Source organism: Pseudodesulfovibrio thermohalotolerans, from assembly GCF_021353295.2.
Lineage (GTDB): Bacteria > Desulfobacterota > Desulfovibrionia > Desulfovibrionales > Desulfovibrionaceae > Pseudodesulfovibrio > Pseudodesulfovibrio thermohalotolerans.
Map to the genome: position 1 here is coordinate 2,025,567 of NZ_CP120635.1, position 14,194 is coordinate 2,039,760.

Consider the following 14,194-nt stretch of genomic DNA (forward strand, 5'->3'; position numbering starts at 1 on the left):
GCTCCCTATCTCTCCTCGAATTTCAGGGCCCCGTTGGGGCAGGCGGCCACGCAGGCCGGTCCGCCCTCCCGCCCTTCGCACAGGTCGCATTTGACGATCTTGTTCTCCGTGGGGTGCCGCTTGATGGCCCCGTAAGGGCAGGCCATGAGACAGGACCAGCAGCCGACGCACTTGTCACGGTCGTAGACTGTGCGGCCCGTCTCGGGGTCCTTGTGCAGGCCGCCGGAAATGCAGGCGGCCACACAGGAGGGTTCGTCGCAATGGCGGCAGGAAATGGCCACGCAGATATCGCCTTTCTCGAAGACTTTTTTGCAGGCGGTCAGGCCATCCTTCCCCCGCTCCTCGCGGAAAGCGATGATCGGGTCCTTGGACTTGGAGTGTGCTGTGATGCAGGCCACCTCGCAGAGGTGGCAGCCGATGCAGTATTCTTTGTCCGGATAGACTCTCTTCATACGCTCCTCCGTTTAACGTCCGGCATGTTTGATGCCGAGGATGTCGAGTTCGGTGTCGGAAAGACCTATGCCCCTGAGCTTGTCACGGTTGCCGCGCAGGGATTCGATGGAGTTGAGACCCATGCCGCCGAGCATTTCCTCGATCTCGTGGCCCCAGGCGCGGATCAGGTTGGCCAGTTTTTTGGCCGCGATGTCCGGGTTCTGCCGCTTGGAGAGCTTGGGATCGTTGGTGGCGATGCCCCACGGGCACTTGCCGGTGTAGCAGCGGCCGCAGAGGGTGCAACCCACGGCGATGAGGGTGGCGGTGCCGATGTATACGGCGTCCGCGCCAAGAGCGATGGCCTTGATGACGTCGCCGGAGCAGCGGATGCCGCCGGCGGCCACGACCGATACCTTGTTGCGGATGCCCTCGTCGCGCAGCCGCTGGTCAACTTGTGCCAGGGCCAGTTCTATGGGGATGCCGACGTTGTCTCGGATCATGGCCGGAGCCGCGCCCGTGCCGCCGCGCATACCGTCGATGGTGATGATGTCCGCCCCTGCCCGGGCGATGCCGGACGCGATTGCGGCCACGTTGTGCACGGCCGCGATCTTGACCGAGATGGGGGCCTTGTATTCAGAGGCCTCCTTCAGGGCGTAGATAAGCTGGAGCAGGTCCTCGATGGAATAGATGTCATGGTGCGGGGCCGGGGAAATGGCGTCGGAACCGATGGGAACCATGCGGGTCTCGGACACCTTGTCGTTGATCTTTTCGCCGGGGAGGTGTCCGCCGATGCCGGGCTTGGCGCCCTGCCCCACCTTGATCTCGATGGCCGCACCGGCGCGGAGATAATCGCGATGCACGCCGAACCGGCCCGAAGCCACCTGCACGATGGTGTTGGCGCCGTACTTATATAAAGATTTGTGCAGCCCGCCTTCGCCGGTGTTGTAATAGGTCCCGGTCTCGGTGGCCGCCCGGGCCATGGCGCGGTGCAGATTGAAGTTGATGGCCCCGAAGCTCATGGCCGCGAACATGATCGGGATGTCCAGCTCCAACTGCGGGGAGAGCTTGGTCTTGAGCTTGGCCTTGCCCGTCTTTTCGTCCTTGGCGAGCTCCACCTTGCGAGGCTTCGCGCCCAGGAAGGTCTTGAGTTCCATGGGTTCGCGCAGAGGGTCGATGGACGGGTTGGTCACCTGGCTCGCGTCGAGCAACATGCGATCCCAGTAAACCGGGATGTCTACGGGGGAACCCATTCCGGCCAGCAGCACGCCGCCGGTGTCGGCCTGTTTATAGATGTTCTGCAGGAACACCGGCCTCCACAGGCTGTTCGTCCTGAAATCCGACGGCTTCTTGACGATGTTCAGGGCCGCGGTGGGACACAGCGCCTCGCAACGATGACAGCCGATGCACTTGGTATTGTCGTGCACGACCTTTTGCCGGGATTCATCCCAATAGTGAGCCTCGTACGAACACTGGCGGACGCAGACCTTGCAGTTGATGCACAGCTCCGGGTCCCGTTCAATACAGAACTCATGGTAATTCTTGTTGATGGGTTGAAAAAGCAAGACAGGTAACCTCTCTCGTTAGTTGCCAAAAAAGTCATCTCGCGGACAAAATGTTCGGAGCACTTCTCCAAAACTTTCACAATTCGGGTAATATTACCGAACTACAAAGGGGAGTCACAAAACCACAAGTCCATATTCCCTGTCAAGAAAACTTTTAAGATACTGATTTTACTTACAATGTATATATTTGAAAAGTGTCTTAAACCATATCAAAATCGTATCAATGGCCGATCCGGCCTCCGAACAGCCGCTCAACCCGCCGTAAATCGCGCCAGCCTTGACTTTCGGGGGATTCACGACTAATGAAACACAAATGCAAACACCCCACAACCGCTTCGGCTTCTTTTTCTTTTTTAGCTTTCGCTTTTTTAGAAGCGCCTGCGGTTTCGAGGTGTGCGTGTAGCTGAACACTAGTTTCATCCACAACCAGGGCCGCAGGCGACAAGTCTGCGGCCCTTTTGTTTTTGGCGGCAGACGTGTTTCAGGCCCGCAATCAAGGGGCAAAATCATGATGCTTGGACTGGGGAGTGTAGAGATTGCGCTGGCATTTTGGCTGTCCGTCGCGGCGACGGCCTTGTGCGTTGTTTACGGAATTGTAAATTGGAACAACAAGGGCAACGACAAAAACGGAGGAGGCGCCTCATGACCGGCAAAATCATCGGCGTTCTCGTCTATCTCGCGGTCATTTTCTATCTCGGCTACAAGGCATGGCTCAAAACCAGGGAGTCCACAGACTACATGCTCGCCGGAAGGTCCATGAACCCGTTCGTGCTTGCCATGTCCTACGGAGCGACCTTCATCTCCACATCGGCCATCGTGGGCTTCGGCGGCGTGTCCGGTATGTTCGGCATGTCTCTGCTCTGGCTGACCTTTTTGACAATTTTTGTCGGGATTTTCGTGGCAATGGTCTTTTTTGGAAAGCGTACCCGGCGTATGGGGCTTGCGCTCGACTCGCACACCTTCCCTGAATTCCTGGGCAGGCGGTACGGATCGAAGTTCATTCAGCAATTTTCCGGGGTTGTCATTTTTGTATTCATCCCGGTTTATGCGGCAGCCGTCCTCATCGGCATCTGTCGAATGCTCGAAGTGGCTTTCCCGGCCGTGAGCTACGGCGTATGGCTGATCCTCGTCACCGCCGTGGTGGCTGTTTACGTGATTACCGGCGGACTCAAGGCGGTCATGTACACTGACGCGTTCCAGGGGACCGTCATGGCGGCCATGATGCTCATCCTCATCGTCACCACCTATACCCTGCTCGGCGGCGTGACCGAGGCGCACCAGGCGTTGACCGATCTGGCGGGGCTGGTTCCGGCCGGACTGGCCAAGGGCGGCATGACGGGATGGACCACGGGGCCTGATTTCGAATCGCCCATAGGCCTCACCGTATACACGACAATAATCTATGGCGTGGGCATCGGCGTGCTGGCGCAGCCGCAGTTGGTCATCCGGTACATGACCGTGCCTTCCGACCGAGAACTGAACCGGGCCGTCGCCATCGGCGGAGTATTCATCCTGCTCATGACGGGCGTGGCCTTTGTGGCGGGCGCATTGTCCAACGTGGTCTTCCACAAGGAATTCGGCAAGGTGGCCATCGCCGTTGCGAATAACAACTTCGACAGCATCATTCCGCTGTATATCGATAAGGTCATGCCCGGCTGGTTTTCCGGCCTGTTCCTGGTGGCCATGTTCGCGGCGGCCATGTCGACCATGAGCTCCCAGTATCATGTTGGCGGGACATCGCTTTCCCGAGACTTTCTGGAGCAGTATGTGTCCGTGGGCAACGGCGGATCGTCCATGAAGCTCAACCGGCTCGGCGTGACCGTGGCCATCGTGGCTACACTGGTCTGGGCCTGGCTCCTGCCCGGCGGCGTCATTGCCCGGGCCACGGCCTTCTTCTTCGGCCTGTGCGCGGCCTCCTTCCTGCCCATTTACGTGCTCGGCCTGTATTGGAAAGGGATGACCAAGACAGGAGCCAAGGTTTCCATGGTCGGCGGTTTCGGCGCATCCATGTTCTGGCTGCTCTTCATCCACGTCAAGGAAGCGGGGTTCATCGGCCTGTGCCAGGCCATGTTCGACAAAGCGACGTTGGTGGCCGACGCCGCGCCCGGTTCCTGGATGTGGCTGATGCAGTGGGTGGACCCCAATGTGGTCGCCCTGCCCGTGTCTCTGGTCCTTGCGGTGGGCGTCAGCCTGGCCACCCGACGAATCGAGGAAAAACACCTGGACCTTTGTTGGGAGGGACTCCGTTAATTCATCATACCTAAATGTGACCTCAGGGCGTCGCTCCGGTGGGGCGGCGTCCTTTTCATCGTAATGGACACGGTGCGAGCGCGATTTGGGCGATTCATTGCGAAAAGGCATTCCGGTTACGACTCGAAACCCTTTATCTCCGCCGATTGACAGTTGCTTTCAATGCGAACATAAACAACCATTCGTTCAACACAAAGTATAGAGACGCACAATGAACAAGATCGACGTAAACGTGAAGTTCCTGCATGAAGTTTGGAAGGAAAACAAACTGGCCTACGCCACGGAGCACTCGGCGGGTTTGGACCTGCGCGCCTGCATCGACACCGACGAAGTCGAGATCGGCCCGGGTGAAAAAGCGGCCATCCCGGCCGGAGTGGCCATCGAAATCCGTGAACCGGGCGTGGCCGGGTATGTGTTCTCCCGTAGCGGCCTGGGCACCAAGGAAGGACTGACTGTCAGCCAGGGCGTCGGCGTCATCGATCCGGATTATCGCGGAGAGATCAAGGTCTCGCTGCTCAACACCTCGGGCGAAATGCGACGAATCAAACGCGGGCAACGCATTGCCCAACTCGTTTTCATGCCCATATTTCAAGCGACAATCACCCCCGTTGAGGAACTCGGCGAGACCGCGCGCGGCGCGGGCGGGTTCGGCTCCACCGGGAAACACTAAATAGCGAGAACGACAATGTCTCAGAAATTCGATGCGATAAAGGAACGGGAATCGAATCTGTTGTGTAATACCTACGGCCGCTATCCGCTGGCCGTGTCGCGGGCCAAGGGCTGCCGCCTCTATGATTTGGACGGCAACGAATACCGCGACTTCCTGGCGGGCATCGCCGTGTGCTCCCTGGGCCACAGCCGCGACGATCTGGCCGACGTAATGGCCGAGCAAGCGCGGAAGATGGTTCACGTTTCAAACCTCTTTTATCAGGAACCTCAGCTCGACCTGGCCGAAAAGCTGCTCTCCACCTGCGCGGCAGGCAAGGTCTTCTTCTGCAACTCCGGAGCCGAAGCCAACGAGGGAGCCATCAAGCTGGCCCGCAAGTACATGCGCACCGTGCGCAACGAGGACCGCTACGAAATCATTACCCTCGAAAAATCCTTCCACGGCCGGACGTTGTCCACGCTGACCGCCACCGGCCAGGCCGGTCCCATCAAGGAGGGGTACAGCCCTCTGCCCGATGGATTCGTGACCGTGCCTTTCGGTAACGTCAACGCGTTGCGTGGAGCCATCAACTTGCATACCGCCGCCATCATGGTCGAGATGGTCCAGGGCGAAGGCGGCGTGCGTCCCCTGCCCACGGATTACGTCAACGACATCGTGGCGCTGTGCAAGGAAAACGGCATTTTGCTCATCGTGGACGAGGTGCAGACCGGCGTTTGCCGCACGGGCCGTTTCTGGGCGCATCAGCATTACGGCGTCACTCCCGATATCTTCACCTCGGCCAAGGCCTTGGCCAACGGACTGCCCATGGGCGCGGTCCTGTGCTCAAACGAGGTCGCCAAGGGATTTACACCCGGCTCCCACGCCACCACTTTCGGCGGCGGCGCGCTGGTCGCATCCGTTGCTGCAAAGGTCATCGACATCATGATCGAGGAAAAGATGGCCGAACGCGCTCTTAAAATGGGCGAATTCGCCAGGGAGCAGGTTTTCAAGCTCAAGGAAAAGCACCCCGATACCATTGCCGGAACGCGTGGCCTGGGACTGCTCTTCGGCATTGAGTTGTCCAAGAACGGTCGGGAGATCTGGAACGGCCTCCTTGAGCACAGGATTGTCTGCAACCTGACCCAGGGGACCATCCTGCGTCTTGTGCCGCCCCTGACCATCACCGAGGACGACATCACCGCTTTTGTCCAGGCTTTGGACGAGGTCCTGACCGCTATCGAGGAATAGGCGGCCGGCTTGACCGTCTGATAGCTAAGGCGTATTCCGTTAATCGAGGTATCGAGTCATGAACGGCGTCGCTTCCATGGATTCCGCGTCGGAGTATTGGACCGGGCGCGAGCAACAAACGGAACGGGTCTCCCCTTCCGAAAGGGTGTCCGACGACGTGAAAACTCCTGCCGAAATCCAGGCGGATGCCGTTGCACAGGCCGAAAAGACCACTCTCAACGATTTTCGGTATACGGGCAAAGGCTCGTTCATCGACAAGGTATTCTAGCTTGGCTCATTGACGACGCAATCAATCAAGGCCGGGGCACGTACCCGGCCTTGTCATATCAAATGGAGACAATCCACCCCATGTCCACCCTTCTGAAGATCGAATTTATCATCCCCGAGGAGACCGCCGACGCAGCCGGTGTGTTCATCGCCTCCAAAATTCCCCAAGGCTGGGAGGAGACCCTCACCGGAGACGGCCGCAAGTTCACGTTGTACCTTGAAGACCATCCTCTGGGACAAGAGGTGGTCGAAGCTTTCCGCGAGCATTTCCCCGAAGGCGGCGTGACCTGCTCCGAACAGGAGTCCGAAAACTGGGCCATGGCCTGGAAGGACTTTTTCGTCCCGGTCAACTGCGGGGATACGTTCCGCATCTACCCCCCGTGGCTGAATGACGACGAAGAGAACGGAACCACCCATATCGTCATCGAGCCGAAGATGGCCTTTGGAACCGGCCACCACGCCACCACCTCGCTGTGCTTGGCGACCATCGGCAGACTGGCCAAGGCCGGCACCATCCGCGCCGGACAGACCTTCCTTGACCTTGGCACCGGCTCCGGCATTCTCGCCATCGGGTTGTCCAAGCTCGGCCTGACCGGCATCGGCCTGGACATCGATCCGCAGGCAGTGGCCTGCGCCGTGGAAAACGTGGAGGCCAACGACGTTGCCGAATCCATCAACTTGGCCGTCGGCTCCATCGATTGTGTTGAAGAGGGACGAACCTTCGACCTCGTGGTGGCCAACATCCTCTCCGGGCCGCTCATCGAAATGGCGGGCGACATCCTCGCCAGGGTCGCTCCCGGCGGCTCGTTGGTTTTGTCCGGCATCCTCGCCGACAAGCAATCCGACGCTGTGGCCGAGGCCTACTGCCGACATGGCCTGGACGAGCCTCAGCGGTTTATCGAAGGTGAATGGATTTGCCTGGTCTGGGAGAATTTGAGGAGATAGCCGCATGTCCAGGTCCGGTCTGCTGATGGACATGTACGACGCCATGCTGGCGACGCTCGGCCCAAGCAAATGGTGGCCGGGCGAAACGCCCTTTGAAATAGCCATCGGGGCCATTCTCACACAGAACACCAATTGGAAAAACGTGGAAAAGGCTTTGGGCAACCTCAAGAACGCCGGAGTGCTTGAGGCGGAACCGCTTTATGCCTTGCCCGTGCCGAGGCTGGCCGAATTGATTCGGCCAGCCGGGTATTACAACGTCAAGGCGCGACGTATTCACAATTTCCTTGAATTCCTCAAAGAAGAGGCCGAGTTCGATCTGCTTTCGCTCAAGAACAGGGACTTGGCCGAACTTAGGCTCAAGGTTCTCGGCATCAACGGCATCGGCCCGGAGACGGGGGACTGTATCCTGCTTTACGCATTGGACTTTCCTACCTTTGTGGTGGATGCCTACACCGCCAGGATCGTCGGCCGCCACGGACTGGCATGGGAAGACATAGACTATCATGGGCTTCAGGGCCTTTTCATGGACGTCCTGCCGGAAGATGTGGCATTGTACAATGAATATCACGCCCTCATTGTCCGCGTGGGCGCGAACTGGTGCCGAAAAAAGGCGGGCCTTTGCGAATCCTGTCCCCTTCAACCTTTCCTTGAACAATAGGTCGCATGAGAAAACTTCTCGCCATCATAACGTGCTGTGTCATTTTGCTGCCCTCCGTGGCGCTTGGCCAGGCCCGCGACGAGGTTTTGAGCGAGTCCTTGCAGAAGGAGCACCAGAAGGCGGACGAAAATGAGCAGAAAGTTCGCGATCTGACAAAGAAGGCCGGAAGGATATCCACCCGGCTTGCGGATATCGGAAGCGAGGTGACGCAGCTCAAAGGACGCATCAAAGAGCAGGAGAAGACGCTGGCTTCCATCCATGAGCGCGAGCGGCTGGCGCGCCAGGAGTATCTTGCCCTGGAAAAGGACAAGGAGCGCATTTCCCTGGAGCTTTCCGGGCTCATGCGCACCCTGTGGCCGGTGCACATGCAAAACGTCAGGTCGCGGTTCAACGGGGTGGAAGACTGGGCCATGTTCGACCGGCGCTTCAACTGGCTGGCGGATATCTATGCGGCCACAAGCCGCAAGCTCGACGAAGCGAAGACCAATTCCGAGCGGATCGCCGAAAATCTGGAAAATCAGCGTCGCCTGGCCGAAGCGGCGGAAAAGCAGCTTTCGCAGGTGAACAAAAGCAAGGATAAACTGCTGGACAACCAGTACGCCCTGCGCCGGAACCTCAAGAAGGTCAACCGGGAGAAGGAAAGCGCCGAGGCCGAGCTGACCGCGATTCTGGGAACCATCGCCGATCTCAAGTACCAATTGCAGTCTCAGAAGACCAAGCGGTTCGCCCTGTACAAGAGTGCCCTGCCCTGGCCGGTCAGGGGACGCGTGGTATCAAGTTTCAATCTGAAAGCCACTCCCCCTGTGCGCGGTCTGGCCATCGGAGCCGCCGAAGGGAGCACGGTACAGTCCGTCTTCTGGGGCAAGGTGGTGCACAATGATACCCTGCGCGGCTTCGGACGCGTGGTCATCATATACCACGGATACAATTATTACAGCCTTTATGCCTATTTATCGGATACGTTCGTTCGTAATGGGCAGGAAGTCGAAAAGAATGAGCCCCTGGGCACCGTGGGCTATTTCCCCAAGGTGGACGGGGCCGGGTTGTATTTTGAATTGCGTTTTCACCAAAAACCAATTAACCCAGAAACTTGGTTAACCGCAACAAGATGAACCGTCGTTAACCCAACATTTTCAGGACTCCGTTATTCGGGAGGCGTTCATGCGTGTCACGCTTTGGATAGTCACTTTCTTGCTTCTTTTCACTCTTACCGTCGCCCCCGGCCAGACCATCGCGGCCAAGGGAGACCAGTTCGAAGCTCTCAAGACCTTTTCGCAGGTGCTGGACCTTGTTGAAGGCAACTACGTCAAGCCTGTTACCAAGAAAGAGCTCATCGACAACTCCATCAAGGGTATGCTCGAAGAGCTGGACCCCCACTCCACGTATCTTTCCCCCGAGGACTTCAAGGACATGCAGGTGGATACCGCCGGCAAGTTCAGCGGCATCGGCATCGAGATCAGCATGGACCAGGGGCGTATCGTGGTTGTCTCCCCCATCGAGGACACTCCGGCCTACAAGGCTGGCCTGCTGGCGGGCGATATCATTCTTGAGATCGACGGCGAATCCACCCAGGACATGACCCTCATGGACGCGGTCAAACTGATCCGCGGCGAAAAGGGCTCCACCGTCACGCTGCTCATCCTTCACAAGGGCTCCAACAAGCCGCTTGAGGTGGCCATTGTTCGCGGGACCATCCCCATCGTCAACGTCAAGACCCAGTCTCTTGAGGACGGGTATCTCTATCTCCGCCTGACCAAGTTCCAGGAGTCCTCCACCAAGAATCTGCGTGCCGCCATCGCCGGGTATCGTAAGCATCACGAACTCAAGGGCATCGTCTTCGACCTGCGCAACAACCCCGGTGGTCTGCTGAACCAAGCGGTTTCCGTGGCTGACACCTTCCTTGAGGGCGGCACCATCGTCTACATTCAGGGCAGGAACAAGGCCGATCGCAAGGATTTCTACGCTTCCAAGGAATCCGGCGAAGTCAAGGTGCCCATGGTCACGCTCATCAACGCGGGGTCTGCTTCGGCTTCGGAGATCGTCGCCGGAGCCCTTCAGGATCTCAAGCGTTCCCTCATTATCGGCGAGCGTTCCTTCGGAAAGGGATCGGTCCAGCAGATCATCCCCCTGTCCGACGGCTCGGGCATCAAGCTGACCACTTCGCTCTACTACACCCCGAGCGGACGCTCCATTCAGGCCAAGGGCATCGAACCCGACCTGCGCATTCCGTTCGTGGCCCCGAGTGAGGACGAGATGAGTATGCGCGATCGTTTCACGGTTCGTGAGAAGGACCTGAGCGGCCATTTGGAAAATGGTCAGAAGACCGCCAAGCGCAAGCGTGACGAGGACGCCGAAAAGGCCAAGGACATGCTCGCCCGGGACAACCAGTTGCGTATGGCCCTGGAGTTGGTCAAGAGCCTGCCAAAGATGAAGGAAATTCAGTAAAGGAACTGAGCTTCGCCAATGGACGAACACGCTCCGGAAACGAAAAACGAAAAACAGACCGGGCTCGACAGACTCCTTACGTGGATCTATCGGCCCGGTCCTCTTATTGTTCTCTTTACTTTGGCCTTTTTGGCCATGGCCGGATTAGGTTGGAAGCTTCTGACCGCGAAGACGCCACCGCCTCAGGTCATCGCTCCCGTGACCGAGGAACGGGCCCCCCAGGTCGAACCGCAGCGCGACAAGGTCTATGAAGAAGCCGCTTCCGATCTGGAGGATCGAGTCAAACAGGCCGACCTGGCCATCATCGAGACCATGCGCGACCTTGATATCAAGATGCACGATCTTGAGTTGGTGGATGTGGAGCTTCGCCGTTTCGAAGATCGCGGGTACCATTATCAGGTATTGCAATTCCCCAAGGTTTCCGACCGAGGCCGTTTTCTGGTCACATTGCGCAAAAAGCTCTACAAGCGTCTCCCCGACGCGACCCTGCTCGATAACGGCGACACAGAAGCGGCGGTCGAGATAGACGGACAGCGCACCCACCTGCTGCTCCTTGAAGCCACGCCGCAGATCATTGCTTTGCCCGAAGCCAAAGGTCCCAAACTGGCGGTGGTCATAGACGACGTAGGCGAAAACTATGGACTGCTCCGGGGACTCGCCGCCCTCGACATCCCGCTTTCCTTTGCGGTATGGCCCAACGCCAGCCACACAAGGGAATGCGTGGACCTCATCACCAAAACGCATCATGACCTGCTCATCCATTTCCCCATGGAGCCCATGGGCTACCCCGCAGTCAAACCTGGAGACGACGCCCTGTTCGTGTCCATGTCCGACGACGAGGTCCGACAACGTATCGGGGACAATCTTAGGCGTATACCCGAGGCCATCGGCGTGAACAATCACATGGGTTCGCGCTTCACGGCAAACGCACGGGGAATGCGGGCAGCCCTTACGGAGTTTCGGCGGCACGGCCTGTTCTTTCTGGACAGTCTCACATCGGGCAAGAGCGTTGGCCGCGCCACGGCCAAGGACGTGGGAATCCCCTTCTACGAACGGGACACGTTTCTGGACAACGTCAAGGACGTGAACGCCATTGTGCTGCAACTGCGCAAGACCGAGCGGGTGGCCAAGCGCAAGGGGTGGGCCATTGCCATCGGCCATCCCTACCGGGAAACTCTGGCCGCTCTCAAGCAGTGGCAGACAAGCCGCGACCAGTCCATTCAGGTTATTTCCCTGTCGAAACTTCGTCCCGAATAAATCTTGCCCGGCTTTTGTTGAAGCCCGCGCCACCGATTGCGCGGGGCCTTTCGTCCGTGTCTTTGGAGGCTAACCGGGGCCATTTTTTTGAATACTTGCGGGACGTTGCCCTGCCAACCATTTGAATGTATTGATATTGACATTAGGCAATATTTCACGTTAGCCACCGCGGCCATCAGGACCAATCGGGCGGGGATTTCGTCTTGCCGTTGCAAGCGAATCGCGGGAGAGGTACAATAAATCTTAAGAATCGAACGGATTCCGTCGATAAGAAAAGACGGATCGGCCCGTTTTTTGCTTGTTGTTTTACGATGTTCAATTTCCCGGCACAGGCCGGCCAAACGGGCCGTAGAATCGGCGACCATGAGGCTTTGTCCAGATGAGCAAAATCCTCGAACAAGATGAAGTAGATGCCCTGCTCCGGGGTCTTTCCGGCGGGGATGTCGAAACCGAGACCGAGATTCCTGAAGATGATACCGGCGTGGTCGCCTTTGACCTGGCCAATCAGGACAGGATCATTCGCGGCCGTATGCCCGTGCTCGAGATCGTCAACGACCGCTTCGCTCGTCTGTGCACCAACGCGCTGGCCAACACCATGCGCAAGCGGGTCGACATCAACCCCATTTCCATAGACATGTCGAAGTTCGGCGATTTCATGCGTTCCCTGCCGGTGCCGACTTCCATCTCCATATTCAAAATGGACCCCCTGCGCGGCAATGCCCTGCTGGTTGTCGATTCCCGCCTGGTGTTCGCGCTGGTCGAAAATTTCTTTGGCGGCGCGGGAAGCCAGCCCAAGGTTGAAGGGCGCGACTTCACCCCCATCGAACAAGCCATTGTCGAGCGGGTAGTCAAGATCGCCCTTGCCAATATGGAGGAATCCTGGAAGCCGGTGCACGAGGTTCACGTGGAGATGGTCCGCACCGAGGTGAACCCCCAGTTCGCGGCCATTGTTCCGCCTTCGGACGTAGTCATCGTCGTCACCTTCGAAGTCGAACTGGAAAACGCCATCGGGTCGCTCATCGTCTGCCTCCCCTACGCCACCATGGAGCCCATCCGCTCCAAGCTCCACGCCTCCTTCCAATCTGAACGCCTTGAAGTGGATCACGTCTGGATCAATCGATTCAAGGAGCGACTCATGGAAACTCCGGTCGAAATGGTCGTGCGCCTGGGCCGGACATCCATTTCGGGCCGCCAGCTTCTCTACCTTCAGGAAGGCGACATCATCCTGCTCGACACTGATGAGGATGAGCTTCTCGAAGCCGAGGTCGAAGGCGTCCGCAAGTTCAAGGGACTGCCCGGCAGGGTCAAGGGCAACAAGTCCTTCAAGGTCGTGAAGGAAGAGGAAATCCGTTTCTGATTTTCTCCCCAGTCAAGTCTTCAAGAGCCGCTCCAAGCGGCTCTTTTCATTTCCTCCAAAAATGAAATACCTTGACGAAAAGCCCGCGACACGATCAAAGTCCCAACTTGAAAAGCATTTCGAGAAGGAGTTTTCCCGATGAAAAAAATTCTGTTGCTTGCGGCGGCCTTCCTGCTGGTCGCCTCCACCGCCTTTGCCGGTAAGACATATGTCATCTCCGTGACCCAGATCGTGGAGCATCCCGCTTTGGACGCCATGCGCATCGGCATGGCCGACCGCCTCAAGGAAAAAGGCATCGATTTCACCTACAACGTCCACATCGCGCAAGGCAATATGGCCACCAACACCCAGATCGTCAGCCAGATCATAGGCGAACGTCCCGATCTGGTGCTGGCCATCGCCACTCCGGGGGCCCAGGCCTGCGCCCAAAAGATTCATGATCGGCCCATCCTTTTCACCGGCGTGACCGATCCGGTCACTGCGGGACTGGTCAAGGACCTCAAGAATACCAACGGGAAGAACATCACCGGCATGTCCGACTTCAGCCCCATGGACAAGCATGTGGCCCTGATCCGGGAGATCGTTCCCGGCGTCAAGACCATCGGCATCATCTACAACTCCGGCGAACCCAACTCTGTTCCCAATCTCAAGGCGTTGAAGGTAGAGGCCGCAAAGGTCGGCATCAATGTCGAAGAGGCGACCATCGCCAACTCCAGCGGTGTCTATCAGGCCGCAAAGAGCCTGGTGGGACGTTGCGACGTTGTCTACATCGGGACGGACAACACCGTGGTTTCGGCCATCGAGTCCGCCGTGAAGGTCTGCACGGACAACAAGCTGCCGCTGATCGTCGGCGATGTGGATTCCGTGGCTCGCGGCGCCATCGCGGCCGTGGCCGTGGACTATTACAAGATGGGTTTGCAGACCGGCGACATGGCCGCCCGCATCCTGGTTGACGGCATTAATCCCGCCGACATGCCTGTTGAATTCCTCAACGATCTCAACCTGCACGTCAACCTGAAGGCCGCCAAGGCCATGGGGGTGACCCTGCCCCAGCCGGTCATCGACCGGGCGTCCAAGGTCATTGAATAGCGCGAAACGCATTTGCCAATTGTGCCCAGAAACGATAC

At 58.1% G+C, this 14,194-nt stretch carries 14 protein-coding genes; 12 read left to right on the forward strand and 2 right to left on the reverse strand.

The window, feature by feature from the left end:
• Positions 1-5 precede the first annotated feature (5 nt).
• Together LF599_RS09610 and LF599_RS09615 are read right to left on the reverse strand one after the other, a co-directional pair.
• Positions 6-452 carry a 4Fe-4S dicluster domain-containing protein gene (locus LF599_RS09610; RefSeq protein WP_279520579.1) on the reverse strand — a complete coding sequence of 149 codons (447 nt, stop codon included), beginning with the start codon at positions 450-452 and terminating at the stop codon, positions 6-8.
• 12 nt (positions 453-464) lie between these two features.
• Complete coding sequence (locus LF599_RS09615) at positions 465-1,994, reverse strand: glutamate synthase-related protein (RefSeq protein ID WP_279520580.1); 1,530 nt, start codon at positions 1,992-1,994, stop codon at positions 465-467.
• Between the two features lie 511 nt (positions 1,995-2,505).
• Here LF599_RS09615 and LF599_RS18305 point away from each other — a divergent pair.
• From LF599_RS18305 to LF599_RS09670, 12 genes are all read left to right on the forward strand, one after another.
• Positions 2,506-2,640, forward strand: a complete 135-nt coding sequence (locus tag LF599_RS18305) for a symporter small accessory protein (protein WP_404823752.1) — start codon at positions 2,506-2,508, stop codon at positions 2,638-2,640.
• Positions 2,637-4,244: a sodium:solute symporter family protein gene (locus LF599_RS09620; protein ID WP_279520581.1), complete on the forward strand. Its 1,608-nt coding sequence runs from the start codon at positions 2,637-2,639 to the stop codon at positions 4,242-4,244. The genes LF599_RS18305 and LF599_RS09620 overlap by 4 nt, the downstream gene beginning before the upstream one ends.
• A gap of 211 nt (positions 4,245-4,455) precedes the next feature.
• Positions 4,456-4,914: a dUTP diphosphatase gene (gene dut, locus LF599_RS09625; protein ID WP_279520582.1), complete on the forward strand. Its 459-nt coding sequence runs from the start codon at positions 4,456-4,458 to the stop codon at positions 4,912-4,914.
• 15 nt (positions 4,915-4,929) lie between these two features.
• Entirely contained in the window at positions 4,930-6,138 is a 1,209-nt protein-coding gene (locus tag LF599_RS09630) for an aspartate aminotransferase family protein (RefSeq protein ID WP_269943661.1), read from the forward strand.
• 58 nt (positions 6,139-6,196) lie between these two features.
• A complete protein-coding gene (locus LF599_RS09635; protein WP_269943660.1) occupies positions 6,197-6,406 on the forward strand; it encodes a hypothetical protein in 210 nt (69 codons plus the stop codon).
• Between the two features lie 80 nt (positions 6,407-6,486).
• A complete protein-coding gene (locus LF599_RS09640; RefSeq protein WP_279520583.1) occupies positions 6,487-7,350 on the forward strand; it encodes a 50S ribosomal protein L11 methyltransferase in 864 nt (287 codons plus the stop codon).
• A 4-nt stretch (positions 7,351-7,354) separates the two neighbouring features.
• Positions 7,355-8,008, forward strand: coding sequence for an endonuclease III domain-containing protein (locus tag LF599_RS09645; protein ID WP_279520584.1), 654 nt, complete (start codon positions 7,355-7,357; stop codon positions 8,006-8,008).
• Between the two features lie 5 nt (positions 8,009-8,013).
• Positions 8,014-9,120 carry a murein hydrolase activator EnvC family protein gene (locus LF599_RS09650; RefSeq protein WP_279520585.1) on the forward strand — a complete coding sequence of 369 codons (1,107 nt, stop codon included), beginning with the start codon at positions 8,014-8,016 and terminating at the stop codon, positions 9,118-9,120.
• A gap of 49 nt (positions 9,121-9,169) precedes the next feature.
• A complete protein-coding gene (locus tag LF599_RS09655; RefSeq protein ID WP_279520586.1) occupies positions 9,170-10,453 on the forward strand; it encodes a S41 family peptidase in 1,284 nt (427 codons plus the stop codon).
• Between the two features lie 135 nt (positions 10,454-10,588).
• Entirely contained in the window at positions 10,589-11,710 is a 1,122-nt protein-coding gene (locus LF599_RS09660) for a divergent polysaccharide deacetylase family protein (protein WP_279520587.1), read from the forward strand.
• 379 nt (positions 11,711-12,089) lie between these two features.
• The gene (gene fliM, locus LF599_RS09665; RefSeq protein WP_279520588.1) at positions 12,090-13,067 is read left to right on the forward strand and encodes a flagellar motor switch protein FliM; all 978 of its coding nucleotides are present in this window, start codon (positions 12,090-12,092) and stop codon (positions 13,065-13,067) included.
• 138 nt (positions 13,068-13,205) lie between these two features.
• Entirely contained in the window at positions 13,206-14,156 is a 951-nt protein-coding gene (locus LF599_RS09670) for an ABC transporter substrate-binding protein (RefSeq protein WP_279520589.1), read from the forward strand.
• Positions 14,157-14,194: the final 38 nt, after the last annotated feature.

Bases quoted from the DNA above. Each gene is read 5' to 3' on its own strand.
- LF599_RS09645 (WP_279520584.1), top strand. From the start codon at position 7,355: ATGTCCAGGTCCGGTCTGCTGATGGACATGTACGACGCCATGCTGGCG.
- LF599_RS09620 (WP_279520581.1), top strand. From the start codon at position 2,637: ATGACCGGCAAAATCATCGGCGTTCTCGTCTATCTCGCGGTCATTTTC.
- dut (WP_279520582.1), top strand. From the start codon at position 4,456: ATGAACAAGATCGACGTAAACGTGAAGTTCCTGCATGAAGTTTGGAAG.
- LF599_RS09660 (WP_279520587.1), top strand. From the start codon at position 10,589: ATGGCCGGATTAGGTTGGAAGCTTCTGACCGCGAAGACGCCACCGCCT.
- LF599_RS09630 (WP_269943661.1), top strand. From the start codon at position 4,930: ATGTCTCAGAAATTCGATGCGATAAAGGAACGGGAATCGAATCTGTTG.
- LF599_RS09670 (WP_279520589.1), top strand. From the start codon at position 13,206: ATGAAAAAAATTCTGTTGCTTGCGGCGGCCTTCCTGCTGGTCGCCTCC.
- LF599_RS09640 (WP_279520583.1), top strand. From the start codon at position 6,487: ATGTCCACCCTTCTGAAGATCGAATTTATCATCCCCGAGGAGACCGCC.
- LF599_RS09655 (WP_279520586.1), top strand. From the start codon at position 9,170: ATGCGTGTCACGCTTTGGATAGTCACTTTCTTGCTTCTTTTCACTCTT.
- LF599_RS09650 (WP_279520585.1), top strand. From the start codon at position 8,014: ATGAGAAAACTTCTCGCCATCATAACGTGCTGTGTCATTTTGCTGCCC.
- LF599_RS18305 (WP_404823752.1), top strand. From the start codon at position 2,506: ATGCTTGGACTGGGGAGTGTAGAGATTGCGCTGGCATTTTGGCTGTCC.
- LF599_RS09635 (WP_269943660.1), top strand. From the start codon at position 6,197: ATGAACGGCGTCGCTTCCATGGATTCCGCGTCGGAGTATTGGACCGGG.
- LF599_RS09610 (WP_279520579.1), bottom strand. From the start codon at position 452: ATGAAGAGAGTCTATCCGGACAAAGAATACTGCATCGGCTGCCACCTC.
- fliM (WP_279520588.1), top strand. From the start codon at position 12,090: ATGAGCAAAATCCTCGAACAAGATGAAGTAGATGCCCTGCTCCGGGGT.